Consider the following 25580-nt stretch of genomic DNA (forward strand, 5'->3'; position numbering starts at 1 on the left):
AGACTCTTTCGTTGTCCTTGCCATCCGAGTCTACCGATGCCCGCTGCCCAATTGCGCTTTGGCCTGGCCGCCAACCGACTGCACCATGAATCGCCCGACGCCGCCTTGTTCACCTGGCTGCGGGCCTGTTCGTCCACCATCCGCGAACTGGGCGTGCAGTTGCATACCGTGGGGCGCACCCACGATGCCATCGTGCGCGAGGGCATGCTGCAAGGCTATTCCGGCCTGATCCGCTATCCGTATGGCCGCGAAGGCGGGTTGATGAAGCTGGTGGCGCGCGTCACCGAAGGGCGCGATGGGCAGGAGCCGTTCGATGGCGCGATTTACCTGATCGATCCGGTGGACCCGTCGTCGATCTTTCCGGAGGCGCTGGCGCTCAAGCGCCAGTGCATCACGCATGGCCGGCCGTTCATTTCAACGCTGGCCGGCGCCATCGAGTGGATGGAAGTCGAGCGCGTGCACGCGGGCCTGGCGCCGGACATGGCGGCGTCGCGGCTGTTCAATTACACCGGCCAGACGCTGGCGTTGATCGCGCACGATGCGCTCAAGGACGAGATGGTGGCGTTCGCGGCCGAGCACTTCGACGTGCTGTCGCAGTTTGCGCGACGCGTGGCGACCGGCACCACCGGTGGCCGCCTGAACGAACTGGCGTGGTCGCGCGGCTGGCCCAAGGACACGCCGTGGGTGCACCGCTACCTGAGCGGTCCGCTGGGCGGCGATGCGCAGATCGCGGAACTGGTGCTGGAGCACCAGTGCCAGCGGGTCATCTTCTTCGAGGATCCCCATGTGGCGCGCCAGCATGAGGCGGACATCCAGTTGCTGGAACGGGCGGTGCGCGTGGTGACGGAGTCGGCCACGTGCGCGACCTCGCCGTCGGTGGCGCGGCGCTGGGCCAAGGCGGTGGAATTGCGCGCCGGGCGCGCTTGAGCCGCCAGCGTGCCGTCGGGGCGCCCTTTGGGGCGCCTTTTTTATTGTCGTTTTCCCTGATGGGGCGGAGCGCTTGGGGGGCGTTGCCCGTGGGCGGTCTGTTGTAAACAGGGGAAGTCTTTCTTTTCGTAGAGAAAAGGAACCATTTCAATAACGAGAAACATTAACATCTGGCTCTTCAAAATTCATCAAGGGGAGCCACGTCGATGTTTGATCCTGCCATGTCCCGCCGCGCCAGCCTGGCGGCGGCGTTGAGCCTGCTGCCGGCCGCGCTGGTCGCGCAGTCCGCGCCCGTCGAACCGACCACGTTGCCGTCGGTCAAGGTGGAAGGCAGCGCCGAGACGGCGACCAGCCCGGTGCTGGGCTACGCGGCCACGCGTTCGGCCACGGCCACCAAGACGGATACGCCGCTGAACGAGACGGCGCAGTCGATCACCGTGGTGCCGCGCGACCAGATCGTGGACCAGGGCGCCACCAGCCTGCAGGAGGCGCTCGGCTATGCGGCGGGGGTACGTTCCGATGCGTATGGGCTGGATTCGCGCAGTGACAGCGTGCGGGTGCGCGGGACCGACGTCGACGTCTATCTGGACGGCATGCGTCAGGCGTTCGATTACTACACCAGCACGACCCGCCCCGATCCGTATATGCTGGAACGCATCGAGGTGCTGCGCGGGCCGGCGGCCATGACGTATGGCCAGGGCAGCACGGGCGGCCTGATCAACATGGTCAGCAAGCGCCCGTTGGCCGAGGCGCAGCGCGAGGTCGGCGTGCAGGTGGGCAACCATGGGCGCAAGCAGGCGCAGATCGACCTGACGGGGCCAGTCACCGAGGATGGCCAATGGCTGTACCGCCTGGTGGCGTTGCAGCGCGATGCCGATACCCAGGTGCACCATGTGCCGGACGACCGCACGCTGGTGGCGCCGTCGCTGACCTGGCGACCGAGCGCGGCGACGTCGTTGACGCTGCAGGCGCTGTACCAGAAGGACAAGTCGGGTTCGACCGCGCAGTTCATGCCGTGGTCGGGCATGCGCACGCCGAATCCGAACGGCATGATTCCGACCTATCGCTTCATCGGCGAACCGGACCACGACCGCTACGATTCCGAGCGCCGCAGCTTCGGCTGGCTGTTCGAGCACCAGTTCAACGACAAGTGGTCGTTCAGCCAGGGATTCCGCCACGCCAACAACAAGGTGACGTACTTCACGCACTACGCGGATGCATTCTCGGTGCCCGGCGGCTGGGCGGATGATCCGATCAACCAGCGCATCATCGGCCGCTATGCCGATGACACCATCACCAAGGTGCGCATGGACACGCTGGACCAGCACCTGACGGGCGAGGTGAGCACCGGCGCGGTGACGCACAAGCTGCTGCTGGGGCTGGACTGGTCGCGCTATCGCCGCGACCGCGAGAGCGGCAGCGGCAAGGACACGATCGATGCCTATGATCCGGTGTACGGCAATGGCTATATCCCCGAGCTGTGCGGCGAGCCAAGGTTCAACCAGCGCCAGACGGGCATCTACCTGCAGGACCAGATGAAGATCGGTCAGCACTGGATCGTGACGGCGGGCCTGCGGCATGACCGCGCGCGCAGCCAGCTTGAGGATGGGGAGGCGGACAAGGCTCAGGCCACCACCAAGCGCTTCGGCCTGATGTATGCCGCCAGCAATGGCTGGTCGCCGTACATCAGCTACAGCGAGTCGTTCACGCCGGTGGCCGGCACTACGCGCAACACGCCCGACGGCGCGGTGCCCGAGCTGTACAAGCCGCTGCGCGGCAAGCAGTGGGAGGTGGGCGTCAAGTACCAGTCCGCCGACGGCGGCCACCTGGCCACGGCGTCGGTGTACGACCTGCGCGAGAAAAACCGCCTGGTGCCGGATCCGACGGCGGCGTTGAACAACGTCCAGACCGGCAAGACGCGCACGCGCGGCCTGGAGCTGGAATGGCGCGGCCAGGTGACGTCGTCGTTCGACGTGATCGCGCACTACAACTACATCGACCTGGATCCGAAGCTGGAGGGCATTCCGCGCCACCAGGCCGCGGCGTGGGGGCGTTACCGTTTCGCGCTCGACAACCTGGACGGACGCTTCACGGTGGGCGCGGGCACGCGCTGGATGGCGTCGTTCCGCGATGGCGACGGGCCCAAGCTGGCGCCGGTGTGGCTGGTGGACGCCATGATGGCGTACGAGACCAGTCACTGGCGCTACGCCTTGAACGTCAACAACCTGACCGACAAGACCTATCTGGCGACGTGCCTGTCGCGCGGCGATTGCTGGTACGGCGCGCGCCGCAGCGCGATCGCCAGCGTCACCTACAAGTTCTGACGCGGACGCCGCGCTCGCGCTTTACCGGCCCTGGAAGCGGGGCGCGCGTTTTTCGCGGAAGGCGCGCACGCCTTCGGCGAAGTCCTCGCGCCGCGCGGTGTCCAGGAAGCACGCGGTCTCTTCGGCCAGTTGCGTTTCCAGCGGGGCGTGCGCGGCGTTGCGCAGCAGGCGCTTGGCGCCGGCGATGCCGTGCGGCGCGTGGCTGGCGAGCTGACTGGCATAGGTTTGCGCCTGTTGCGCGAGCAGGCCGGTGTCGGCGACGCGGTTGAGCAGGCCCCAGCCCAATGCATCGGCGGCGCTAAAGGCGTCGTGGCGCAGCAGCAGGTCGAGCGCGCGGCGCGGGCCGAGCAGGCGGTTCAGGCCATGCGTCATGCCGGCATCGGGCGTGGCGCCGAGCTTCAGGTAGGCCGTCATGAAGCGCGTGTCGGCATCGGCGATGGCCAGGTCGCAGGCCAGCGCCAGCGACAGGCCGGCGCCGGCCGCAACGCCGTGTATCTGCGCCAGCCACAGCTTGTCCATGCGCGCGACGTGCGCGACGAAATCGTTGAGGGGCGTGAACAGGTCGAGCAGTTTGCCGCGCACTGCGTTGACGTCGCCTTCGAACAGCGTGATGTCGCCGCCGGCGCAGAAGGCTTTGCCCGCCCCGCGCAGCAGCACGACCCGGATGTCGGCGCGCGTATCGAGCCATTGGGCGGCGCGCTGCAGGTCCAGCGCCATGGCGACGTCGATGGCGTTGAGCGTGGCGGGCTGGTTCAGCGTGAGCGTGGCGATGCCGTCGCCGGCTTCCAACAGCAGGGTGGGAAAGACCGGAAGGGGTGGGTTCATGGCTTGTCTCCGTTATCGGGTAAATACCAACTTTCGATCCAAAAACCACGATGCTATGTTCGGAACCAAGCGCTTGCTCGGTCGCCGTCCGCCACGCAAGCGTAACGCATAGAACGATTTTCCGGCGCTGTACAGCGTAGGTAAAGACAGGTTCGCCGCATCGCCTGCCTCGGGGCTACGCTGATTCACCGCCAATAGAAAAACAGCTTCGCGACCAAAGCGAGGAGACAAAGGTGGATCAATCCGATAGCCCTCCCTTGCTGGAGGTGGATGGGGTCACGTTGGCGTTCGGCGGGGTCAAGGCGCTCACGGGCGTGGGCTTTCGCGTCGCGCCGGGATCCATCACCACGGTCATCGGCCCCAATGGCGCGGGCAAGACCTCGCTGTTCAACACCATCTCGGGGTTCTACCGGCCGGCCGCGGGCACCATCCGCTTCCTGGACCGCGACATCACGCGCGTGGCGGCGCCCGAGCGCGCCCGCCTGGGGCTGGCGCGCAGCTTCCAGAACATCGCGCTGTTCCGCGGCATGACGGTGCTGGACAACATCAAACTGGGGCGCCACGCCCACCTGCGCACCAATGTGCTCGATGCGTTGCTATACCTGGGCCGGGCGCGGCGCGAGGAGATGGCGCTGCGCGCCGATATCGAAGAACGCATCATCGACTTCCTGGAGATCGACCACATCCGCCATGCGCCGGTGGCGGCGCTGTCGTACGGGCTGCGCAAGCGAGTGGAGCTGGCGCGGGCGCTGGCGATGCAGCCCAGGGTGCTGATGCTGGACGAGCCGGTGGCCGGCATGAACCGCGAGGAGACCGACGACATGGCGCGCTTCATCCTCGATGCGCGCGCCGAGTGGGGCGTGACGGTGCTGATGGTGGAGCACGACATGGGCATGGTGATGGACCTGTCGGACCACGTGGTGGTGCTGAACTTCGGCCAGGTGATCGCCGATGGCACGCCGGCGGCGGTGCAGGCCGATCCCGAGGTCATCAAGGCCTATCTGGGCGCGGGCGACGTCGGCGACCTGCGCCGGCGGCTGCGCGAGGCGGCCTGATGGACGGCCTGTTCTTCCTGGAGGTGACGCTGGCGGGGCTGGGCAGCGGCGGCCTGTACGCGCTGGCGGCGCTGGCGTTCGTGATCGTCTACAAGGCGACGCGGGTGGTGAACATCGCCATCGGCGAATTCCTGATGATGGGCGCCTACGTGTTCTATGCCCTCGCCGCCGGCATGGCCTGGCCGGTGTGGGCGGCGATCGCCGGGGCGGTGGCGCTGTCGGCCGTGCTGGGCGCGCTGGTGGAACGCTTGACGATCCGGCCGATGCTGGGCGAGTCGCCGATCTCGGTGTTCATGATCACCGTGGGACTGGCGTCGATCCTGGTGGGCGTGGTGGAACTGATCTGGACCGCGGACCAGCGCCGCCTGCCGGAGTTCATGCCGCGCGCGCCGGTGATGGTGGGCGAGGCGTTTGTCGCGCCCAAGGTGTTCTACGGCTTCTGGGTGGCGCTGGCGCTGGTGCTGCTGGTGCTGGCGGTGTTCCGCTACTGGCGCGGCGGGGTGGCGTTGCGCGCCACGGCGTCGGACCAGGGGGCGGCGTATGCGATGGGCATCAACGTGCCGCAGGTGTTTTCGCTGTCGTGGGCGGCGGCGGGCGCGATCGCGGCGGTGTCGGGGGTGATCGTGGGGGCGATCGGCGGCATCTCGTCGTCGATGGGCGTCTTCGGTCTGTCGGTGCTGGTGGTGGTGATCGTGGGCGGGCTGGACAGCGTGGCCGGGGCGCTGGTGGGGGGCATCTTCATCGGGCTGCTGGAGGCCTGGGCCGGCGCCTACCTGGGCGGCGAATACAAACTGCTGGCGACCTTCGTGGTGCTGGTGGCGGTGCTGATGATGCGGCCCTACGGGCTGTTCGGCACGCGCGAAATCGAGAGGCTGTAGCCATGCGCATCGCGACCGCGAAAGAGACCTACCAGGCCGACGAGGCGCTGTTCGACACAACAACCCAGCGGCTGTGGCTGGCGTTGTTGGCGGCGTCGCTGGCGCTGTTCCCGTTCGTGGCCGACGCCTACTGGCTGTACCTGGCGTGCCTGGTGGCGATCAACGTGGCCAGCGCCACGGGGTTGAACATCCTGACCGGCTACACCGGGCTGGTGAGCCTGGGGCAGGCCGCCTTCATGGGGCTGGGCGCGTATACGGTGGCGGTGATGGAACTGCGGCTGGGCACGCCGGTGTTGCTCAACCTGCTGGGCGCCGGCGTGGTGGCGATGCTGGGCGGGCTGCTGGTGGGGATTCCGTCGCTGCGGGTCAAGGGGCTGTACCTGGCGATCTCGACCATCGCGGCGTCTTTCATCGCGCACTTCGTGTTCGCGAATTGGGCCTTCACGGGCGGCACGGGCGGGTTGCAGGTGCCGCCGGCGCGGCTGCTGGGGATCGATCTGGACACGTCGTTCAAGATCTATTGGCTGATCGTGCCCTTGACGGCGCTGATGGTGCTGGGTGCGGCCAACCTGTTCCGCACGCGCATCGGCCGCGCGTTCATCGCGATCCGCGACCGCGACATTTCCGCCGAAGTGCTGGGCATCCATCTGCTGCGCTACAAGCTGCTGTCGTTCGGGCTGTCGTCGTTCTATGCGGGCGTGGCGGGCGGCCTGTGGGCGTATTTCTTCCGCGTGGTCACGCCGGAGAGCTTTCCGCTGATCATGTCGATCTTCTTCCTGGCCGCGATCATCGTGGGCGGCATGGGGTCGATCCTGGGTTCCATCCTGGGCGCCGTGTTCATGACCATGGTGCCCGAACTGCTCAAGCTGGTGGTGGGCTGGCTGCCGGTGGGGGGCGATGCCCTGCGGCTGATCTCGCCGGTGCGCACCATTGTGTTCGGCCTGCTGATCGTGGGCTTTCTGATCTGCGAGCCGCACGGGCTCGCGGAAATCTGGCGCCGCGTGCGCCGCTACTTCCATCTGTGGCCATTCCGCACCTAGACGGCGGCCGCGTATTCCCAAGAGAACCAGGAGACGAAACCATGAAGCGCATCCGGATAGGCAGCGGTTTATCGAAGTTGCTGGCCCCCTTGGGCGTGGCATTGGCGTTGGCCGCGGCGCCGGCGGCCCAGGCCGAGGAGGACCTGGTGCTGGGCGGCTCGATCCCGCTGAGCGGGGTGTTCGCGTTCGCCGGGCAGGGCATCCATGCCGGCATCACCGACTACGTCAAGATCGTCAACGACCAGGGCGGCATCAAGGGCCGCAAGCTGCGCTACGTGCCGGAGGACACCGCCTACAAGGTGGATGCTTCGGTGGCGGCCTTCAAGAAGATCACCAGCCAGAACAAGGTCAATTTCTACTATGGCGATTCGACCGGGTTCTCCAAGACCATCAATGCCGAGCTGAACCGTTCGGGCAACATCCTGATGACGGGCGCGTCGTTCGCCACCGAGCTGAATGACCCGGCCAAGTATCCGGCGCAGTTCATGCTGGGGCCGGACTACACGGAGATGTTCGGCATCCTGCTGCGCTACATCGCCAAGGAGAAGCCGGGCGCCAAGGTGGCGTTCGTGTATTCGGACACGGAGTTCGGGCGCGACCCGATCGCCAGCTCGCGCGCGGTGGCGCAGAAGCTGGGGCTGACGGTGGCCACCGAGATCATGACGCCGCCGGGCAGCGTCGACGTGTCGACCGAGGTCATCAAGCTGCGCCGCGCCGATCCGGACTTCACCATTTTCCACGGCTACGTGCTGGCGCCGATTCCCGAGTTCGTCGGGCAGGGCAAGCGCATGGGCCTGAAGACGCGCTACATGGGCACGTTCTGGACCATGGACAACTTCACCGTGATGCAGATGGGCGAGGATGCCGAGGGCTTCATGGGCGTGATGCCGTACCGCTATTACTACGACGGGACGGCCGACGCGCCGATGCTCAAGAAGATCCGCGAGATGCGGCCGCAATACCAGAGCACCGGCTACATGCAGGGCTTCCTGGCGGCGATGCTGTTCACCGAGGTGGCCAAGCGCACGCTGGAGGCGGGCAAGGATCTGACCAGCGCCAACATGAAGGCGGCGCTGGAGGGCATCAAGGACTTCGACACCGGCGGGCTGATCGGCGTGCCGATCAGCATCAAGGGCAATTCGATTCCGGTGGGCCGGATCTACCGCGCCGATACCAAGCAGAAGCAGATGGTGCCGGCTTCCGACTGGATCGTGCTGCAGTGAGGCGCCCATGAATCCCGGACACGCCGCGTCGCCATCCACGGTGCTGGACATCAACAACATCGAGGTGGTCTACAACAAGGCGGTGCAGGTGCTGCGCGGCCTGTCGCTGTCGGTGCCGGCCGGCGCCATCGTGGCCCTGCTGGGCAGCAACGGCGCCGGCAAGTCGACCACGCTGAAGGCGGTGTCGCGCCTGCTCGACCTGGAGGACGGCGAACTCGCGCGCGGGCGCATCCTGTTCGACGGCGGCGACACCGCCGGCGCGCGGCCGCAGAACCTGGTGCGCGCCGGACTGGCGCACGTGATGGAAGGGCGCCGCGTGTTCGAGGACCTGTCGGTCGAGGAGAACCTGGTGGCGGCGACCTACGCGCTGAGCGGCAGGCCGGGCGCCAAGGCCGACTTCGATCTGGTGTATGGCTATTTCCCGCGCCTGTACGAGCGTCGCCGCGGACTGGCGGGCTATCTGTCGGGCGGCGAGCAGCAGATGCTGGCGATCGGGCGGGCGCTGATCGCGCAGCCCAAGCTGATGCTGCTGGACGAGCCGTCGCTGGGCTTGTCGCCGATGCTGGTGGAAACCATTTTTTCCATCATCGCCCGCATCAATCGCGAACAGGGGGTGTCGATGTTGCTGGTCGAGCAGAACGCGTCCGTGGCGCTGGCGGTGGCGCACTATGGCTACATCATGGAGACGGGCAAGGTGGTGATCGACGGCACGGCCGAGAGGCTCGCGGCCGATCCCGACGTGCGCGAGTTCTACCTGGGCGTGGGCGGCGCGGGCGAGGCGCGCGGCTTTCGCGACATCAAGCACTACAAGCGCCGCAAGCGCTGGCTGTCATGAACGGGCCGATCGACCCTGGCTCGGCCGGAGAGGCCTGGCCGGCGCTGACCCTGCCGCAGATGCTGCGCGAACAGGCGCGGCGCCAGCCGGATGGCATCGCGGTGCGGCAGAAGGACTTTGGCATCTGGCAGCCGGTGTCGTGGTCGCAGTATTGGCGCCGCGCCTGCCGCGTGGGGCTGGGGCTGCGGGCCGCCGGACTGTCGCGCGGCGGCCGGGTCGCGATCGTGGCGGACAATCGCCTGGAATGGCTGTTGACGCAACTGGGCGCGGGCGCGGTCGGCGGCGTGGCGGTGGGTGTTTATGCCACCAGCCCGGCCGAGGAAATGGGCTATGTGCTGGAGCATGCCGACGTCGAACTGGTGGTGTGCGAGGACCAGGAGCAGACCGACAAGGTGCTGCAGGTGGCGCACCGGTTGCCGCTGTTGCGGCGCATCGTGGTGATGGAGACCAAGGGGCTGCGTTCCTACGCGCCGGCCGAACGCGCGCGCATCATCGCATTCGCCGAGCTGGAGGCCGACGGCCAGCGGCTGGAGGCGGAAGGGTTGCAGGCGTTGAATGAGTTGCTGGACACGCAGGGGCTGGATGACCTGGGCCTGATGATCTACACCTCGGGTTCGACCGGCAAGCCCAAGGGCGCGATGCTCAGTTACCGCAACATGCGCGGCGTGGCCCCCGGCATTGCCGAGCGGCTGGGCATGGATGCGCGCAGCGTGCATCTGTCGTACCTGCCGCTGTGCCACGTGGCCGAGCAGATGCTGTCGACCTTCGTGCCGATCTACCTGGGCGCGCAGGTCAATTTCGGTGAATCGATTCGCACCGTGCAGGAGGATCTGCGCGAAGTGGCGCCGACCCTATTCCTGGGCGTGCCGCGCATCTGGGAGAAGCTGCACGCGTCGATCTCGATCAAGATGCAGGAGGCCGGGCGCCTGCAACGCTGGCTGTATCGGCGGGCCATGGCGGCCTGCGCGCCGTTCGCGGAAAAGTCGGCGCGCCAGCGCAATGCGGGCGAACGGCTGACCTACGCCTTGTGGTACTGGCTGGTGTTGCGGGCCCTGCAGAACTTCATCGGCCTGCGGCGCGTGCGGGTGGCGATGACGGGGGCGGCGCCGATCGCGCCCGAGGTGGTGCGCTACTTCCGCAATCTCGGCGTGCCGCTGGTGGAGGTGTATGGCCTGACCGAGTCGACCGGCATGATCTTCGGCCAGCATCCGGACCGCGTGAAGGGGGGCACGGTGGGCGAGCCGATCCTGGGCGTCGAATGGCGCTTGGGCGAGGCGGGTGAATTGCAGGTGCGTGGCGAGATGGTGTTCGCGGGCTACTACAAGAACGACGCCGCCACCGCCGACACGGTGCGCGACGGCTGGCTGCACACGGGCGACGTGGCCGCGGTGCGGGACGGCCAACTGCGCATCGTCGATCGCCTGAAGGACATCATGATCACGGCGGGCGGCAAGAATCTGACGCCATCCGAGATCGAGAATGCGGTCAAGAGCAGTCCGTACGTGAAGGAATGCGTGATCGTCGCGGACGGTCGGCGCTACGTGGCGGCGCTGATCCAGCTTGAGTTCGAGACGGTCGGCAAGTGGGCGGAATCGCAGCGCATCGCCTTCACCCATTTCCGCTCGCTGGCCGAATGCGGGCAGGTGCGCGAGCTGGTGGCGGGCGAGGTGGCGCGCGCCAATGCGGGGTTGGCGCCCGTGGCGCAGATCAAGCGCTTCCATCTGCTGACCAAGGAACTGGACCATGACGATGGCGAGGTGACGGCGACCATGAAGGTGCGGCGTGCCAGCATCTATCGCAGCTATGCGGATGAGATCGAACGGCTGTACGCCGAGGAGACGCCGGCATGAACGAAGCGGTGATCGTGGAAGCGGTGCGCACGCCGTTTGGGCGGCGCGGCGGCTGGTGGGCCGATACCCGGCCCGATGACTTGCTGGCCATTGCCATCCAGGGCGTGCTGGCCCGCGCAGGCCTGCCGGCGGAGCAGGTGGACGACGTGTTGGCGGGCTGCGTCAGCCAGGCGGGCGAGCAGGGCGCCAACATCGGCCGCCTGGCCGCGCTGCTGGCGGGCCTGCCGGACACGGTGCCGGGCGTGGCGTTGAACCGCATGTGCGGATCGAGCCAGCAGGCGGTGCATTTCGGGGCGCAGGCGATTGTCGCGGGCGATATGCGCTACGTGGTGGCCGGTGGCGTCGAGAGCATGAGCCGCGTGCCGATGTTCCTGGACGTGACGCTGGGACAGCGCGAGTTCCGCGGCTTTGAGTCGCTCAACCCCGGACTATTGCGGCGCTATCCGCTGATTCACCAGATCGAGAGCGCCGAGCGCATCGCCGAGCAATGGCAGTTGAGCCGCGAAGAACTGGACGCCTGGTCGATGCAAAGCCATGCCCGCGCCTGGCAGGTGGCCAGCACGGGGCGCCATGCCGAACTGTTGCCGGCCCCGGCTGGCGCGCCGACGCGCGACGAAGGCATCCGCGAGCACGCCGACCCCGCCAAGATGGCGGCATTGGCGCCGGCCATGCGCGCGCCCGGCCTGGGCAAGGTGACGGCGGCGCAGGCCAGCCAACTGGCCGATGGCGCCGCGGCGGTGCTGCTGGCCGATCGCGCCGTGGCGCTGGCCGACGGGCTGCGGCCGCAGGCGCGGTTCCGCGCGCGGGTGGCGATCGGCTCGGATCCTGTGTTGCAACTGACCGGTGTCATCCCCGCGACCGAACGCGCCCTGGCGCACGCCGGCCTGCAACTGGCGGATATCGACTGGATCGAGATCAACGAGGCTTTCGCCAGCGTCGTGCTGGCCTGGCTGAAAACGCTGGGCGCCGATCCGTCGAAGGTCAATCCGTGGGGCGGCGCCATCGCCCACGGCCATCCGCTGGGCGCGACCGGCGCGGCGTTGATGGCCAAGATGCTGGCGGGGCTGCGCGCCACCGATGGCCGCTTCGGCCTTCAGGTCATGTGCATCGGACACGGCATGGCGACAGCGACGATCATCGAACGCCTATGAATCGGATCGGCAGGCAAGGGTCGGGCGCGATGCCGGCCGGGCATGAGGACGGCGCGGAATCGCTGCGTCGCGCCGAAGTGATCCTGACCGCGGCCCGCCTGTTTCGCAAGCACGGCTACGAGCGCACCACGGTGCGCGAGCTCGCGCGCGCCGTGGGACTGCAGTCCGGCAGCCTGTTCCACCATTTCCGCAGCAAGGAGGAAATCCTGGTGGCGGTGATGAACAACGGCATTCAGGAAGTGCTGGATGCCGGCCGCCAGGCCCTGGCGTTGTACCCGGCGCCAGCCGACCGGCTGGCGGCGCTGTTCCGCGTGCACATGTGGAGCATGTTGCACGGCGCCGGCGGCGACGCGATGAATGCGCTGGTCTACGAGTGGCGCAGCCTGTCGGCGCCCAGCCAGGCCAGCGTCAAGGTGCTGAGCGACCGTTACGAGGCGATGTGGCAGGACGCAGTGGCGGCGGCGGTGGCCGCCAGCCTGCTGCGCGGCGATGCGCGCGTGATCAAGCGTTGCGTGCTGGGCGCGATGAATCTGACGGTGCAGTGGTACAAGCCCGAGGGCCGGCTGCGCCCCGCCGCGTTCATCGATGAGATGCTGCGGGCCAGCCTGCCGACGTTGCCGGAGGGGGCGGGGCGCTGGCCGGTGGGCTGAATAGGGGTCGGTTTGCAGGCCGGCGGGGTGTGCAATGAATGTGAACATATTTGTTCATTTGTTAAAAACTCATAATTAATGTTAAAAGCCTGTTTCTCTTAGAAACATAATCCGGATCAATCCGGGAGGGATAGAGGAACATGCTGCGAGTCTTAACGGCTTCGGGCCTGGCTTTGCTTTTGGCGGGCTGTGCTGCGACGCATCAAAGCAAGGTGGGCCAGAGCACGGCGGATGCCAGCCAGGGACGGCTGCAGGACGCCATCATCAAGGTGGATGGGCAGTTGCAGGGCGGCAAGGCCCATGACGTGCTGCTCAACCTGGAAAAGGGCGAGTTGCTGCGCATCGCCTCGAATTACGGCGACAGTATGGCCGCCTTCGAGATTGCCGACAGCGCGGTCAAGCAGTGGGAAGAGCAGGCGCGCGGCCTTGTGACCGAAGCGGCAAGCCAGGTCGGGGCGACCCTGCTGGGCGACGGCACTCGAGACTACGAAGTGCAGGACTACGAGAAAGTCATGCTGACCACGGTCATGGCGTTGAACCGCCTGTCGCAGGGAGACCTGGACACCGCCCGCATCGACATCAAGCGCACGCACGAGCGCGAAGCCATCATCGCCGAGTTCCGCGCCAAGCAGACCGAGGAGGCCGAGGCCAAGGCCAAGGAGAAGGGCGCCCAGGTCAAGACGGCCGAACTCCAGGGCTACCCGACCGAGACCCTCAACGACCCCGAGGTGCTGGGGTTGAAGAACGGCTACCAGAACGCCCTGAGCCATTACCTGTCGGGCTTCGTCTACGAGGCGCTGAACGAACCCAGCCTGGCGGCGCCGGGCTATCGCCAGGCGATCCAGCTCCGTCCGGGCAGCACCGTGCTGGAAGCGGGCCTGGAGGGACTGGATCAACGTCGCGGCCAGCAGCGCAAGAATGGCGCGACCGATGTGCTGTTCGTGATCGAGTCGGGCAACGCTCCGGCGCGGGAATCGAAGAAGTTCATGCTGCCGGTGCCGACGCCGCAGGGGCTGATCACGGTGGGCATGTCGTATCCCGTGATCAACGCCGTGTCCGATGCGCCCAGCGTGGAGCGGATAGCCGTGGGCGACACGATGCTGGATACCGGCCTGGTCGCCGATTTCAACGTCATGGCCCGCCGCGCCTTGAAGGACGATCTGCCGGGCATGCAGGCGCGCGCGACGGTGCGCATGATCGTGAAGGCCGGCGCGCAAGTGGTCCTGTACAAGGAAGGCGGCATGCTGGCAGGCCTGCTTGGCAGTGTCGCGGCGGCCGTGACCGAACCGCCGGCCGATGATCGCATGTGGCGCACGCTGCCCGGGCGCGTCTATGTGGCGCGCACGTTCCTGCCGCCGGGCGACTACAACGTTTCGCTGCCGGGCGTGCCCGGCGCGGCGCAGAAGATCTCCGTCGGCGGGCGCCACATGATCGTGCCGTTGCGCACGTTCGCGTCCGTGACCTATTTTGGCGAACCTGGTCGCTTCGGCGACTTGGCCGCGCCCCAACCCGAGGACAAGCGCGGAACCGGCAAACGCCGTCCGGCGCCCAAGTCCGCCTCCTTGAACTGAACGCGCCTCGCGCGTAGCGGAATATTCCTATGAAGCAGTTAGCCCAATGCGCGGCCGCGCTGGCGCTGGGCCTGGCCCTGGCGGGCCAGGCCATGGCGCAGGCCAATCCCGCGCCGCCCTATGCGGCCTCGCCCGGCATCGCCGCCAAGCTCATGGTGCGCGATTCGGTGCGCGATCTGCGTGTCGAAAGCCTGCGGTCGCAGCGTCGCAACGATGTGATGGTGGTGCAGGCCGAGATCGTCAACACCAGCGGCCTGAACTCGCGCCTGTACTACCGCTTCCGCTGGTTCGACGCCGACGGCATGCAGGTCGGCGACGACGAGGCCTGGAAGCCGCTGACGTTCCTGAACCGGCAGAGCCTCATGGTCAAGGGCGTGGCCTATGGCCCGCAGGCGACCGATTTCCGAATCGAGATGAGCGCCGAGTCGCCCTGATGGTCGCCCGGCTCACCTGATTTCCAGAAGAGTTTCCACGGAGTTTGTATGCGTTCCAATCTGTTCCCCCGCCTGATGACCGGCATGGCCGTATCGTCGGTGCTCCTGCTGGCCGGTTGCCAGACGACGCAACCCAAGGTCGATTCGTCCTCCGGCGTCAGCTACGGCGATGCCAAGGCGGTCGAGACGGTGAGCAACGAGTTCGGTTCGACCGATCTGCAGATGATCGCCGAGAAGATGACGGGCTCGCTGCTGGAAAGCCCGGTGTTCAGCGGCCGGCCCACGGTGACGTTGGCGCCGGTGCGCAACAAGACCAGCGAATACATCGACACCAAGTCGATCATGAACACCATCCAGACCCAGCTGGTCAAGAGCGGCAAGGTGCGTTTCACGCGCAGCATGGACGAGATGCAGTCCGGCGTGGAGGAGTTGCAGCGCCAGAACCAGAGCGGACTGTACAAGAACCAGGGCAAGGCCAAGATGGGCAACATGGTCGGCGCCAAGTACGCGCTGGAAGGGGAGATCTCATCCATCGTCAAGCAGGCCAGCGGCGTCAAGGACGTCTACTACAAGATGACGCTCAAGCTGTACGACGTGCAGGAAGGCACCATCGAGTGGCAGGAAGAGAAGGAAATCCGCAAGACCACGCGCCGTTGATTCAATCACCCATTCGAGGCATTCCGATGCTGAAAACCTATCGTTTGATGGCCGCGCTGGCGCTGTGCGTGGCGGCGCTGCCGGCCGCCCGCGCCGCCGAGCCCAAGATCGCGGTGACCGACCTGGCCTATGAAGAGCGGGTCCGAGAGTATTTCCGCGTGGTGTCCGCGTCCAGCAGGAGCAGCGTCAACGCCAGCGCCAGTGTGCAGGATGGCCCGCGCTCGTATTCCGAGCGTGGCCGCATAAACGCCCGCTCGGAAAGCAGCTATCACGAGGAAGAGGGCACGTACTCGTACATCGAGTACGGCGAGCTGCGCAAGTACACCGCAGACCTGAAGGGCGCCATGCTCAAGGGCGGTGGCGTCAGGTTGGTGCAGGGCAAGGCCTACCAGGGCAAGCCGACAGAAAAACTCTTTGACATCGTGGCGCGGATCCGGCAGGGCCAATTCGCCGGCGCCGACTACGTGCTGTTCGGCACGGTCAGCGATGTCCAATTCAACCAGAACGCCATGTCGTTTGGCGGTTCGGCCACTTCCGCCACGCTGGGCCTGGATATCGCCGTGGACTTCAGCCTCATCAACACGCGGACCTACGAGGTCAAGGCGGCGTTCACGGCGCTGGGCTCGGGACAGGACGTGAAAGTGGTGTCGAGGCCGGGCGATCGGGCCACGTTCAGCCGGCCAAAGGTAATCGCCGATGCGTCCAAGAGCCTGGCGGAAGCGGCCTATGGCGAGCTGATGAGCCAGTTCGGCCTGCCAGGGCGGCACCTGCAGGGGACGGCCGGCGCCAACCCGCCGCCGCCGGCCTCGCGCAACGAGCCGGTGGTGAACTACTGATCGGCACGGGCGGCGGCGGCGCCCCTGGCCGCGTCAGGTCGGATCCGGCCAGTAGTGGCTGTCCGGCAGCGCGCGCGCGCCGAATATCGCCTGGCCGACGCGCACCAGGGTGGCGCCTTCCTCGATGGCGATCTCGAAGTCGCCGGACATGCCCATCGACAATTCGTCCAGGCAGATGCCGGCGGGCGCCTCCTGGCGCAGACGGTCGCGCAGGCCGCGCAGCAGCACGAAGCACTGGCGCACGCGCTCGGCCTCGCTGGAGAACAGCGCCAGCGTCATGAAGCCGCGCACGCGCAGCGCGGAGTAGGCCGGCAGCGCCTGGAGGAAGGCCGCCACGTCGTCGGGCGCCAGGCCATACTTGCTGGGCTCGCCGGAGGTGTTGACCTGCACGAATACGTCCAGCGCGCGGCCCTCGGCCTGCAGGCGCCGGTCCAGCGCCTCGGCCAGCCGCAGGCTGTCGAGCGCCTGGAATTCGGTCGCGAACTGCGCGACCAGCTTGGCCTTGTTGGTCTGCAGGTGGCCAATGACCGACCAGCGCAGATCGGCCAGGTCGGTGGTGTTCTGCCATTTGCGGTGCGCTTCCTGCACCTTGTTCTCGCCCAGCAGGCGGCAGCCGGCGGCGTAGGCCAGCCGGATGCGGGATTCATCCATGGTCTTGCTGACCGGCAGCAATTGCACGCTGGCCGGATCGCGCCCGACGCGATCGCAGGCGGCCGCCATGCGGGCGCGGATCGTCGCCAGGTTGTGCTGGAAATCCTCGACGCTGAGGGCCTGCGGATAGCGGCCATGCTGGTCGTGCCGGGTCTGGGTGTCGCCGTCGGCTGGCGTGGCCGCGGCGCTGTCGGGGCAAGTCGTCATCATTTCACCAGTTGCTTGTGCGCGGAGTCGGAACGCGTCGATGCAGTGTAACGGGCCGCGGGCCGCGGCAGGCGCCCATTGAGCAGGGCGTGCGCCAGCAGGCCGATCACAAGGCCCCAGAAGGCGCCGCCGATGCCGAACAGCTTGATGTTGGCGGCGGCTGCCAGGAAGGTGATGAGCGAGGCCTCGCGCGATTTGGCGTCGGCCAGCGCGCTGGCCAGGCTGCCGCCGATGGTGCCCAGCAGGGCCAGGCCCGCCAGCGTCGTGATGAAGGTCGCGGGCAGTGCCATGAACACGGCGGCCAGCGTCACGCCGAAGATGCCGACCAGGATGTAGAAGACGCCCGCGGCGATGCCGGCGATCCAGCGCTTGGACGGGTCGTCGTGCGCTTCGCGGCCGGTGCAGATGGCGGCGGTGATGGCGGCCAGGTTGAAGGCGTGCGAGCCGAACGGCGCCATCAGCAGGGAGCCCAGGCCGGTGAGGGTGACGATGGGATTGGCGCTGGTCTTGAAGCCGTCGTTGCGCAGCACCAGCATGCCGGGCATGTACTGGCCCGTCAGCGTGATGAGGAACAGCGGCAGCGCTACGCTCAACAGTCCATTGAGCGAAAACTCGGGCGCCGTGAAGACGGGGGCGGCGAACTCCAGCCGCAGCCCCGACAGGTCGACCCGGTCCTGCGCCAGCAGCAGCGCCAGGCCGGACACCAGGATACCGACCACGGCGTAGCGCGCGGTGTAGCGCTTGAGCGCGACGTAGGCCAGGATCAGCCAGCCCACCAGCAGCGGGTCCAGGCTCATGCCGCCGAAGGCGCCGATGCCGAAGGGCAGCAGGATGCCGGCCAGCAGGCCGGCGGCGACGCCCGGAGGGATCAGGCGGATGGCCTTGTCGAAACAGCCGGACAGCCCGAGCAGGACGAAGGCGGCGGCCGAGACCAGGTAGGCGCCGATGGCCTCGGCATACGGCGTGGTCGCCAGGGCCGTGACCAGGAAGGCGGCGGCGGGCGTGGACCAGGCGGTGATGACCGGTTCGCGGCTGAGCCAGCTCAGCACGATGCCGGTGATGCCCACGCCGATCGACACCGACCAGACCCAGGAGGCCGTGAGCGCCGGACTGAGGCCGGCGACCTTGGCGGCCTGGAACACCAGGATGAAGGTGCCGCCGTAGTTGACGATGACCGAGATCAGGCCGGCGACGATGGGGTGGACGAGGTCGCGCGGGAACAGGGAAGAGGCGCTAGGCGATGACATGGGGGCGGTGGGAAGCGGGAAAGGTTGAATGGCAGACCACTTTGTAGCGCGGCATTGGACTGTCAAGGCAGTACACTTTGGCAATGCGTGCCAGACCACTTTTTCGCTGCGACGACTTTTGCCTCGCCCGGAATGGCAGGCTGCCAGTAACCCTTTCATCGCCCGCGGGCAGACTCCATGAGCAAGACCTTCGCGCTTGAGACGCTGAAAATCCGTATGGGCGACGCCGACCTGGCGCCGCTCGACCTGCACTTGCGCATCCAGCGCGCCTTGCGCGCGCTGGTGCTGGACGGCGACCTGGATCCCGGCGTGAAGCTGCCCGCCACCCGCGCGCTGGCGCAGTTGCTGGGGGTGGCCCGCGACACGGTCGAGAATGCCTACGTGCAGTTGCAGCGCGACGGTTTCATCGCGCGGCGCAAGGGCTCGGGCAGCTATGTGTCCGAGACCATCGGCACCGAACTGCGCGGTTCGGCGCGGCGCCGCGCCCCGCAGCGCGAACGCCGGGCGACGGCGCAACCGGCCGCGCCGGCGGCCGGCCTGAGCCGGCGCGGCCGCGCGATCTTCGACAGCGGCGGCGTGACCGACCAGCAGACGATCCAGGCATTCGCCACCGGGCTGCCCGAGACCCGCACCTTTCCGACGGACGTGTGGGAGCGCTTGCAGCGGCAGGTGATGAAGGACCATCGCGGCCATGTGCTGCTGCACGGCGATCCCCAGGGCGCCGAGCCCTTGCGCCGCGCGATCGCGACTTATCTGAACCTGGAGCGTGGCGCCCGGATCCGTGCCGAGCAGATCGTGGTGCTCAGCAGCACGCGGCAGGCGCTGTTCCTGTGCGCGCAGTTGCTGGCGGATGCCGGCAGGCCGATCCTGCTGGAGAACCCGGGCTACTTCGGCGCCCGCAAGGCGTTCGAGTTCGCCGAGGCCAGGGTGGTGCCGATCGACGTCGATGCGCACGGGATCCGCACCGACCTGCTGCGGGCCGACCGCAGCGGCGCCAGTTGCGTCTATGTGACGCCGTCGCACCAGTATCCGACCGGGGCGACGCTGTCGCTGGAGCGGCGGTTCGACCTGATCCGCTGGGCGGCCGAAAACGGCAAGTGGATCATCGAGGATGATTACGACAGCGAATTCCACTACGACGGCCTGCCGACCGCGTGCGTACAAGGCCTGGATCGGCACGGCCGCACGATCTACCTGGGCACCTTCAGCAAGACGCTCTACCCGGGGTTGCGGATGGGCTACATGGCGCTGCCGGACGAGCTGGTCGGCGCCTTCAGCCGCGCGCGCAGCATCGTCGACGGCCATACGCCGCAGGTCCTGCAACTGACGCTGGCGCGCTTCATGGCCGATGGCCATTACAACGCCCACGTGCGCGCCATGCGCAAGCTGTACGCGGCGCGGCGCGAGGCCATGCTGGACGCGGTCGGAAAGCATCTGGCGGGCGTGGCGCGCGCGCTGCGTCCCGAAGGCGGACTGCAGGTGCCGTGCCTGCTGGAGCCGGGATGGTCCGAGGCCGACACCATCCGCCGCGCCGCGCAGGCGGGGCTGGTGCTGCCAGGCCTGGCGCGGTTGTATGCGGATACGCCCGCGCTGCAAGGTTGGCTGCTGGGCTATGCCTCGCTCAGCGCGCATGAGATCGACCTGGCCATGCGGCGCCTGGCGGTCGCGATAAGGAAGAAGGGGTAGGGTGGGCATGGCGCCGCGGAGGGCGGTCGCTTGTGGACGGCCCGAGGCGCGGGATCAGCCCTTGCGCTTGAGGAAGGCGCCGACCCCGCAGGCCACGGCGATCGCCAGCAGGGCGCCGGCGATGGTCAGGAGGAAATCGGCTTCGCCATGGTAGCCGCCGCCGGTCACGCCGCCGGCAACGCTGCCCATCCAGATCACCGCGGTGACCAGCGTGCCGGTCAGGGCCAGCGCCGTGGCCAGGCACAGCGCGATGAACAGCGGCGTGCGCCGCGCGGGCGCGGGGCCGGTGGCGTAGCCGCCGCGGCCGCGGCGGGGTTGCATCACCATGAAGAACAGCGCCGCAACCACCGCCGCCAGCATCAGGATCTTGACGATCATGATGCCGCCCGCGTCTTAGTCTTCACGGCGCAGGTGCGGGAAGAGGATGACGTCGCGGATGCTGGGGCTGTCGGTCAGCAGCATGACCAGGCGGTCGATGCCGATGCCGCAGCCGCCCGTCGGGGGCATGCCGTATTCCAGCGCGCGGATGTAGTCGGCGTCGTAGTACATCGCTTCCTCGTCGCCGGCGTCCTTGGCCTCGACCTGCGAGCGGAAACGCTCGGCCTGGTCTTCGGGGTCGTTCAACTCGGAGAAGCCGTTGGCGATCTCGCGGCCGGTCATGAACAGCTCGAAGCGCTCGGTGATGCCCTCGCGGGTGTCGGAGGCGCGCGCCAGCGGCGACACTTCGACCGGGTAGTCGATGATGTAGGTCGGGTTCCACAGCTTGGCTTCAGCCGTTTCCTCGAACAGCGCGAGCTGCAGCGCGCCCAGGCCGGCGCGCGCCAGCACCGGGCCGTCGGCGTCGGCGCCCAGCTTCTTGAGTTCGGCGCGCACGAAGGCCGGGTCGTCCAGTTGCGCCTGGGTGTAGCCCGGGGCGTACTTGAGGATGGCTTCGCAGATGGTCAGGCGGTCGAACGGCTTGGACAGATCCAGCTCGCGTTCCTGGTAGGTCAGCACGGCGCTGCCGGTGGCCGAGATAGCGGCCTGGCGGATCAGTTCCTCGGTGAAGTCCATCAGCCAGCGGTAGTCCGCGAAGGCCGCGTAGAACTCCATCATCGTGAATTCCGGATTGTGGCGCGGGCTCACGCCTTCATTGCGGAAGTTGCGGTTGACCTCGAACACGCGCTCGAAGCCGCCGACGATGAGGCGCTTGAGATAGAGCTCGGGCGCGATGCGCAGGAACATTTCCATGTCCAGCGCGTTGTGGTGCGTGACGAAGGGCTTGGCCGCCGCGCCGCCCGGGATCGGGTGCAGCATGGGCGTTTCGACTTCGAGGAAGCCGGCGTTCAGCATGAACTGGCGGATGCTGCCCACGGCCTTGCTGCGCGCCTCGAAGGTGCGGCGCGTGGCGTCGGTCATGATGAGGTCGACGTAGCGCTGGCGGTAGCGCAGCTCCTGGTCGGCCACGCCGTGGAACTTGTCCGGCAGCGGGCGCAGCGACTTGGACAGCAGGCGCGCCGTGGCGGCGTGCACCGACAGTTCGCCCTTGTTGGTCTTGAAGACCGACCCTTCGACCGCGATGATGTCGCCGATGTCCCATTGCTTGAACGCGGCGTAGCTGTCTTCGCCGAGCGTGCCGCGGTCCAGGTAGATCTGGATGCGGCCGGTGCTGTCCTGCAGCGTGGCGAAGCTGGCCTTGCCCATGACGCGCTTGAGCATCATGCGGCCGGCGACCTTGACGGTGACGGGCGCGGCGGCCAGGGCTTCCTGCGTCTGGTCGTCGTACTTGTCGTGCAGGGCCGCGGCGCGGGCGTCGGGGACGAAATCGTTGGGATACGCGACCCCGGTTTCGCGCAGTTTGGCCAGCTTGGCGCGCCGTTCGGCGATCAAGCGGTTTTCATCCTGGGCGGTTGCCGGAGCGGTCGTGTGGTCGGTCATGGTCGGGGGATCAGTCGTAATTGCGGATGTCGTCGATTTCGGTGGCGCCGAAATCGTCGCGATCCAGGTAGGCGAGGATGCGGGAAGCCACGTTGGCGGGCGAAGACAGCTTGCCGGTGGCGTGGAAGTCCTGGAACTTGGCCAGCGCCGGGAAGCTCTTGGGATCGCTGGAACGGATGGCGGCCTGCATGTCGGTGTCGACGATGCCGGGGGCCAGCGAGACGACGCGCGCGCCGTTCTCGCCCTGTTCCTGCTTGACCACGCGCGAGTACATGTCGAGCGCGGCCTTGGTGGCGCAGTACACGCCCCAGCCGGCGTTGGGGTTGCGGCCGGCGCCGGAGGAGATGTTGAGCACGCGGCGGTCGGCCTTGACATCTTCGACCGCGGCCAGGAAGCGCGCGGTCAGCAGCATCACGGCCGTGACGTTCAGATTGAAGGCGGCGGCGATAGCAGGGCCGTCGATCAGCGCGTCGGTGCCGGACACGGGGTGCACGGTGCCGGCGTTGTTGATCAGCAGGTAACGACGGGCGTCGCGCGGCAGCGCGTCGCAGATGCGGCGCGCGGCCGCTTCGGCCGCGGCCAGGTCCGAGAGGTCCACGGACACCTGTTCAAGCTGCGCGTCCTGCGAGCGGGCGTAGGCGGCCAGCTCGGGGTCTTCGCGGCGCGCCAGGGTGATCAGGCGGGTGCCCGGTTTGGCCAGGCCGCGCGCCATGGCGGCGCCGATGCCGCGCGAAGCGCCGGTGAGAATTGCGATGGTGTCGGACATGCGTGAACCCTCGGGGGACGGTGGACGGAAGTATCGCGGAACTTACACGCCTTGCTTGAGGCTGGCCTGGATGAAAGGATCCAGGTCGCCGTCCAGCACTTTCTGCGTGTTGGAGATTTCGACGTTGGTGCGCAGGTCCTTGATGCGGCTCTGGTCCAGCACGTACGAGCGGATCTGGTGGCCCCAGCCCACGTCGGTCTTGGAGTCTTCCAGCTTCTGCTGTTCGGCCATGCGGTTGCGCATTTCCAGTTCGTACAGCTTGGACTTGAGCATCTGCATCGCTTCGGCGCGGTTGCGGTGCTGCGAGCGGTCGTTCTGGCACTGCACCACGATGCCGGTCGGGATGTGCGTCAGGCGCACGGCCGAGTCGGTCTTGTTGATGTGCTGGCCGCCCGCGCCCGAGGCGCGGTAGGTGTCCACGCGCAGGTCGGCCGGGTTCACTTCGACTTCGAAGGAATCGTCGACCTCGGGGTAGACGAACACGCTGGCGAACGAGGTGTGGCGACCGCCCGACGAGTCGAACGGGCTCTTGCGCACCAGGCGGTGCACGCCGGTTTCCGTGCGCAGGTAGCCGAAGGCGTACTCGCCCTCGAGCTTGATGGTGGCGGACTTGATGCCGGCCACTTCGCCCTCGGATTCTTCCAGCACTTCGGCCTTGAAGCCCTTGCGCTCGGCGTACTTGAGATATTGGCGCAGCAGCATCGAGGCCCAGTCCTGCGCTTCCGTGCCGCCCGCGCCCGCCTGGATGTCCAGGAAGCAGTTCAGGGGATCGGCCGGGTTCGAGAACATGCGGCGGAACTCCAGGCTTTCCAGCTTTTCCTGGAAGCCATTGGCGTCCTGCTCGATGGATTCGAGGGTGGCGTCGTCGTTGTCGGCGGCGGCCAGTTCGAACAGTTCGTTGGCGTCGGCCAGGCCCGTGCCGAGCGCGGTGAGGGTCTCGACCACGTCCTCGAGGGATTTCTTTTCACGGCCCAGGTCCTGGGCGTGCTTGGGGTCGTTCCAGACGGCCGGGTCTTCGAGCTCGGCGTTTACGACCTGCAGGCGTTCGGTTTTGGCATCGTAGTCAAAGATACCTCCGTAGAGCCTGTTCGCGCTCCGCGTAGTCGGCGAGGCGGGCTGCGAGCTGGTTCTGACGTTCGGCTTCCATGATGATTCCTGATGACTTTTGTGCGAAACCGGGCATTTTACCGTGTAAGCCGCCATCCCGTCGGGTCCGCTCGCATGCAGGGGGACGGATCGGGCGAAAAACGGTTTCGCCGAGGTTCCACCCGATTCTGTCGGATCGTTCTAGGGGTTTGCGCGCAGAGGGCATAGTTGTTCAGTTTTTTGTCAACTACCGGGTTCTAGGCTTGGTCTGCCGGCCCATATGTCCCCGCTGGGGACGCGGGACCGGACAAGCTGCCGGTCCATGACCGGCCTATCCCGTCAGAGGAGGAGACATTGATGGAACACACTATGGCCCCCGGGGTCTCGCCGGCGATCCCGGCGGCTGAGGAGGACCGGATCTATCGCAAAGTGGGGTGGCGGCTGGTGCCGCTGTTGGTCGTCTGCTACGTCGTGGCCTACCTGGACCGCGTCAACGTAGGCTTCGCCAAGCTGCAGATGCTGCAGGAACTCCAGTTCAGCGAGACGGTGTACGGGTTGGGCGCGGGGATATTCTTCATTGGCTATTTTCTGTTCGAGATCCCCAGCAACATCATTCTCCACAAAGTCGGCGCGCGGGTCTGGATCGCGCGCATCATGATCACCTGGGGCATCATCTCGGCCTGCATGATGTTCGTGACCAGCGTGCACATGTTCTATTTCCTGCGCTTCCTGCTGGGCGCGGCCGAGGCGGGTTTCTTTCCGGGCATCATCCTCTATCTGACCTACTGGTATCCGGCCGCCCGGCGCGGGCGCATCACCACCTTCTTCATGACCGCGGTGCCGATGTCCGGCCTGATCGGCGGCCCGATCTCGGGCTGGATCATGAATACGTTCCACGGCGACCATGGCCTGTCGGGCTGGCAATGGCTGTTCCTGCTGGAAGGCATCCCGTCTGTGATCATCGGCGTGCTGGTGCTGATCTACCTGGATGACCGCATCAACAAGGCCAAGTGGCTGACCGCGAACGAGAAGGCGGTGCTGATCCGCAACATCGCGGCCGAGGAGCAGCACAAGGAAGACCCGCCGATCCGCGCCGCGCTGGCGCATCCGCGGGTTTGGGCCATGGCGCTGATCTACTTCTCCTTCGTGATGGGCCTGTACGGCGTGGGGTTCTGGATGCCGACGCTGATCAAGAGCACCGGCGTGCAGAGTCCGCTGGCGATCGGGCTGTTGACGGCCGTGCCGAACCTGTTCGCGGTGATCGGCATGATCCTGATCGCGCGCAACTCCGACCGCAATCGCGAGCGCCGCTGGCACGTGGCGATTCCGGCGCTGTTCGGCGCGCTGGGGCTGCTGTTCTCGGCGATCTGGAGCGGCAACACGGTGCTGGCCATCCTGGCGCTGACGGTGGCCAACATCGGCATCTGCACGGTGCTGCCGCTGTTCTGGAGCCTGCCGACCGCGCTGCTGGGCGGCACGGCCGCCGCCGCCGGGATCGCGCTGATCAACTCGGTGGGCAACCTGGCGGGCTTCGTCAGCCCCTACCTGGTGGGCTGGCTCAAGGACATGACCGGCACCACCAACACAGGCTTGTACATGCTGTCGGCGTGCCTGGTGGTCGGCGCGCTGGTGGCGCTGGCGCAGCCGGCCAGGCTGGTCAACAAGTAGCGTAGCCGCGCGCGCGGGCCCTGCCGGATGGGGCCGCGAGCGAAACGGGCGCATCCTCGTGGATGCGCCCGTTTTCTTTTGTGGCGCCGAGCGTCA

Annotated in this window: 23 protein-coding genes; 16 read left to right on the forward strand and 7 right to left on the reverse strand. The window is 67.2% G+C overall.

Annotation, left to right across the window (positions count from 1 at the left end; all coding sequences use genetic code 11):
* Window positions 1-36: 36 nt before the first annotated feature.
* Both SB816_RS10025 and SB816_RS10030 read left to right on the forward strand, forming a co-directional pair.
* Entirely contained in the window at window positions 37-927 is an 891-nt protein-coding gene (locus tag SB816_RS10025; protein WP_064525929.1) for a methylglyoxal synthase, read from the forward strand.
* Between the two features lie 221 nt (window positions 928-1148).
* The gene (locus tag SB816_RS10030; RefSeq protein ID WP_410546865.1) at window positions 1149-3251 is read left to right on the forward strand and encodes a TonB-dependent siderophore receptor; all 2103 of its coding nucleotides are present in this window, start codon (window positions 1149-1151) and stop codon (window positions 3249-3251) included.
* Window positions 3252-3272: 21 nt separating this feature from the next.
* Here SB816_RS10030 and SB816_RS10035 read toward each other — a convergent pair whose 3' ends face one another.
* Window positions 3273-4076, reverse strand: a complete 804-nt coding sequence (locus SB816_RS10035; RefSeq protein ID WP_410546866.1) for an enoyl-CoA hydratase/isomerase family protein — start codon at window positions 4074-4076, stop codon at window positions 3273-3275.
* A 257-nt stretch (window positions 4077-4333) separates the two neighbouring features.
* Here SB816_RS10035 and SB816_RS10040 point away from each other — a divergent pair, with 257 nt between their 5' ends.
* From SB816_RS10040 to SB816_RS10095, 12 genes are all read left to right on the forward strand, one after another.
* Window positions 4334-5131: an ABC transporter ATP-binding protein gene (locus SB816_RS10040; RefSeq protein ID WP_374700846.1), complete on the forward strand. Its 798-nt coding sequence runs from the start codon at window positions 4334-4336 to the stop codon at window positions 5129-5131.
* Window positions 5131-6009, forward strand: coding sequence for a branched-chain amino acid ABC transporter permease (locus SB816_RS10045; RefSeq protein WP_054502155.1), 879 nt, complete (start codon window positions 5131-5133; stop codon window positions 6007-6009). The genes SB816_RS10040 and SB816_RS10045 overlap by 1 nt, the downstream gene beginning before the upstream one ends.
* Window positions 6010-6011: 2 nt before the next feature.
* Window positions 6012-7049, forward strand: a complete 1038-nt coding sequence (locus SB816_RS10050; protein WP_410546867.1) for a branched-chain amino acid ABC transporter permease — start codon at window positions 6012-6014, stop codon at window positions 7047-7049.
* 41 nt (window positions 7050-7090) lie between these two features.
* Window positions 7091-8272 carry an ABC transporter substrate-binding protein gene (locus SB816_RS10055; protein WP_410546868.1) on the forward strand — a complete coding sequence of 394 codons (1182 nt, stop codon included), beginning with the start codon at window positions 7091-7093 and terminating at the stop codon, window positions 8270-8272.
* A 7-nt stretch (window positions 8273-8279) separates the two neighbouring features.
* The gene (locus tag SB816_RS10060) at window positions 8280-9107 is read left to right on the forward strand and encodes an ABC transporter ATP-binding protein (protein ID WP_269872442.1); all 828 of its coding nucleotides are present in this window, start codon (window positions 8280-8282) and stop codon (window positions 9105-9107) included.
* Entirely contained in the window at window positions 9104-10957 is a 1854-nt protein-coding gene (locus SB816_RS10065; RefSeq protein WP_269872441.1) for an AMP-dependent synthetase/ligase, read from the forward strand. Before SB816_RS10060 ends, SB816_RS10065 begins: the two co-directional genes overlap by 4 nt.
* Complete coding sequence (locus SB816_RS10070) at window positions 10954-12108, forward strand: thiolase family protein (protein WP_410546869.1); 1155 nt, start codon at window positions 10954-10956, stop codon at window positions 12106-12108. Before SB816_RS10065 ends, SB816_RS10070 begins: the two co-directional genes overlap by 4 nt.
* Window positions 12105-12758 (forward strand): TetR/AcrR family transcriptional regulator, encoded by a 654-nt coding sequence (locus SB816_RS10075; RefSeq protein WP_410546870.1) that lies wholly within the window; start codon window positions 12105-12107, stop codon window positions 12756-12758. Before SB816_RS10070 ends, SB816_RS10075 begins: the two co-directional genes overlap by 4 nt.
* A gap of 212 nt (window positions 12759-12970) precedes the next feature.
* Entirely contained in the window at window positions 12971-14329 is a 1359-nt protein-coding gene (locus SB816_RS10080) for a COG3014 family protein (RefSeq protein ID WP_410546871.1), read from the forward strand.
* 29 nt (window positions 14330-14358) lie between these two features.
* The gene (locus SB816_RS10085; RefSeq protein WP_144657964.1) at window positions 14359-14763 is read left to right on the forward strand and encodes a YcfL family protein; all 405 of its coding nucleotides are present in this window, start codon (window positions 14359-14361) and stop codon (window positions 14761-14763) included.
* A 60-nt stretch (window positions 14764-14823) separates the two neighbouring features.
* Window positions 14824-15420 (forward strand): penicillin-binding protein activator LpoB, encoded by a 597-nt coding sequence (gene lpoB, locus SB816_RS10090; RefSeq protein ID WP_144658033.1) that lies wholly within the window; start codon window positions 14824-14826, stop codon window positions 15418-15420.
* A 26-nt stretch (window positions 15421-15446) separates the two neighbouring features.
* On the forward strand, window positions 15447-16256 hold the full coding sequence (locus SB816_RS10095; protein ID WP_175142836.1) for a penicillin-binding protein activator LpoB: 810 nt from the start codon (window positions 15447-15449) through the stop codon (window positions 16254-16256).
* 33 nt (window positions 16257-16289) lie between these two features.
* Here SB816_RS10095 and SB816_RS10100 read toward each other — a convergent pair whose 3' ends face one another.
* Both SB816_RS10100 and SB816_RS10105 read right to left on the reverse strand, forming a co-directional pair.
* Window positions 16290-17117, reverse strand: coding sequence for a YggS family pyridoxal phosphate-dependent enzyme (locus tag SB816_RS10100; protein WP_175142835.1), 828 nt, complete (start codon window positions 17115-17117; stop codon window positions 16290-16292).
* Window positions 17114-18361, reverse strand: coding sequence for a benzoate/H(+) symporter BenE family transporter (locus SB816_RS10105; RefSeq protein WP_343720069.1), 1248 nt, complete (start codon window positions 18359-18361; stop codon window positions 17114-17116). The genes SB816_RS10100 and SB816_RS10105 overlap by 4 nt, the downstream gene beginning before the upstream one ends.
* A 177-nt stretch (window positions 18362-18538) precedes the next feature.
* On the opposite strand from SB816_RS10105, the gene SB816_RS10110 reads away from it, so the two are divergent.
* A complete protein-coding gene (locus SB816_RS10110; RefSeq protein WP_410546872.1) occupies window positions 18539-20047 on the forward strand; it encodes a PLP-dependent aminotransferase family protein in 1509 nt (502 codons plus the stop codon).
* 54 nt (window positions 20048-20101) lie between these two features.
* Here the strand turns inward: SB816_RS10110 and SB816_RS10115 are convergent, their stop codons facing one another.
* The 4 genes from SB816_RS10115 to prfB all read right to left on the reverse strand — a co-directional run bounded on the left by SB816_RS10115 (window position 20102) and on the right by prfB (window position 23877).
* On the reverse strand, window positions 20102-20425 hold the full coding sequence (locus SB816_RS10115) for a hypothetical protein (protein ID WP_049073202.1): 324 nt from the start codon (window positions 20423-20425) through the stop codon (window positions 20102-20104).
* Between the two features lie 15 nt (window positions 20426-20440).
* Window positions 20441-21964 (reverse strand): lysine--tRNA ligase, encoded by a 1524-nt coding sequence (gene lysS, locus SB816_RS10120; RefSeq protein WP_054445149.1) that lies wholly within the window; start codon window positions 21962-21964, stop codon window positions 20441-20443.
* 10 nt (window positions 21965-21974) lie between these two features.
* Window positions 21975-22730, reverse strand: coding sequence for an SDR family oxidoreductase (locus SB816_RS10125; RefSeq protein WP_410546873.1), 756 nt, complete (start codon window positions 22728-22730; stop codon window positions 21975-21977).
* A 42-nt stretch (window positions 22731-22772) separates the two neighbouring features.
* Window positions 22773-23877, reverse strand: a protein-coding gene (gene prfB / locus SB816_RS10130) for a peptide chain release factor 2 (protein ID WP_116792170.1) whose coding sequence is annotated in 2 segments (ribosomal slippage) — window positions 22773-23795 and window positions 23797-23877 — 1104 coding nt in all. Because the reading frame shifts where the segments join, the coding sequence is not laid out codon by codon here.
* 296 nt (window positions 23878-24173) lie between these two features.
* Here prfB and SB816_RS10135 point away from each other — a divergent pair.
* Window positions 24174-25484: an MFS transporter gene (locus tag SB816_RS10135; RefSeq protein ID WP_064525912.1), complete on the forward strand. Its 1311-nt coding sequence runs from the start codon at window positions 24174-24176 to the stop codon at window positions 25482-25484.
* The last annotated feature ends 96 nt before the right edge of the window (window positions 25485-25580 follow it).

Source organism: Achromobacter sp. SIMBA_011 (assembly GCF_046535435.1).
Lineage (GTDB): Bacteria > Pseudomonadota > Gammaproteobacteria > Burkholderiales > Burkholderiaceae_B > Achromobacter > Achromobacter dolens.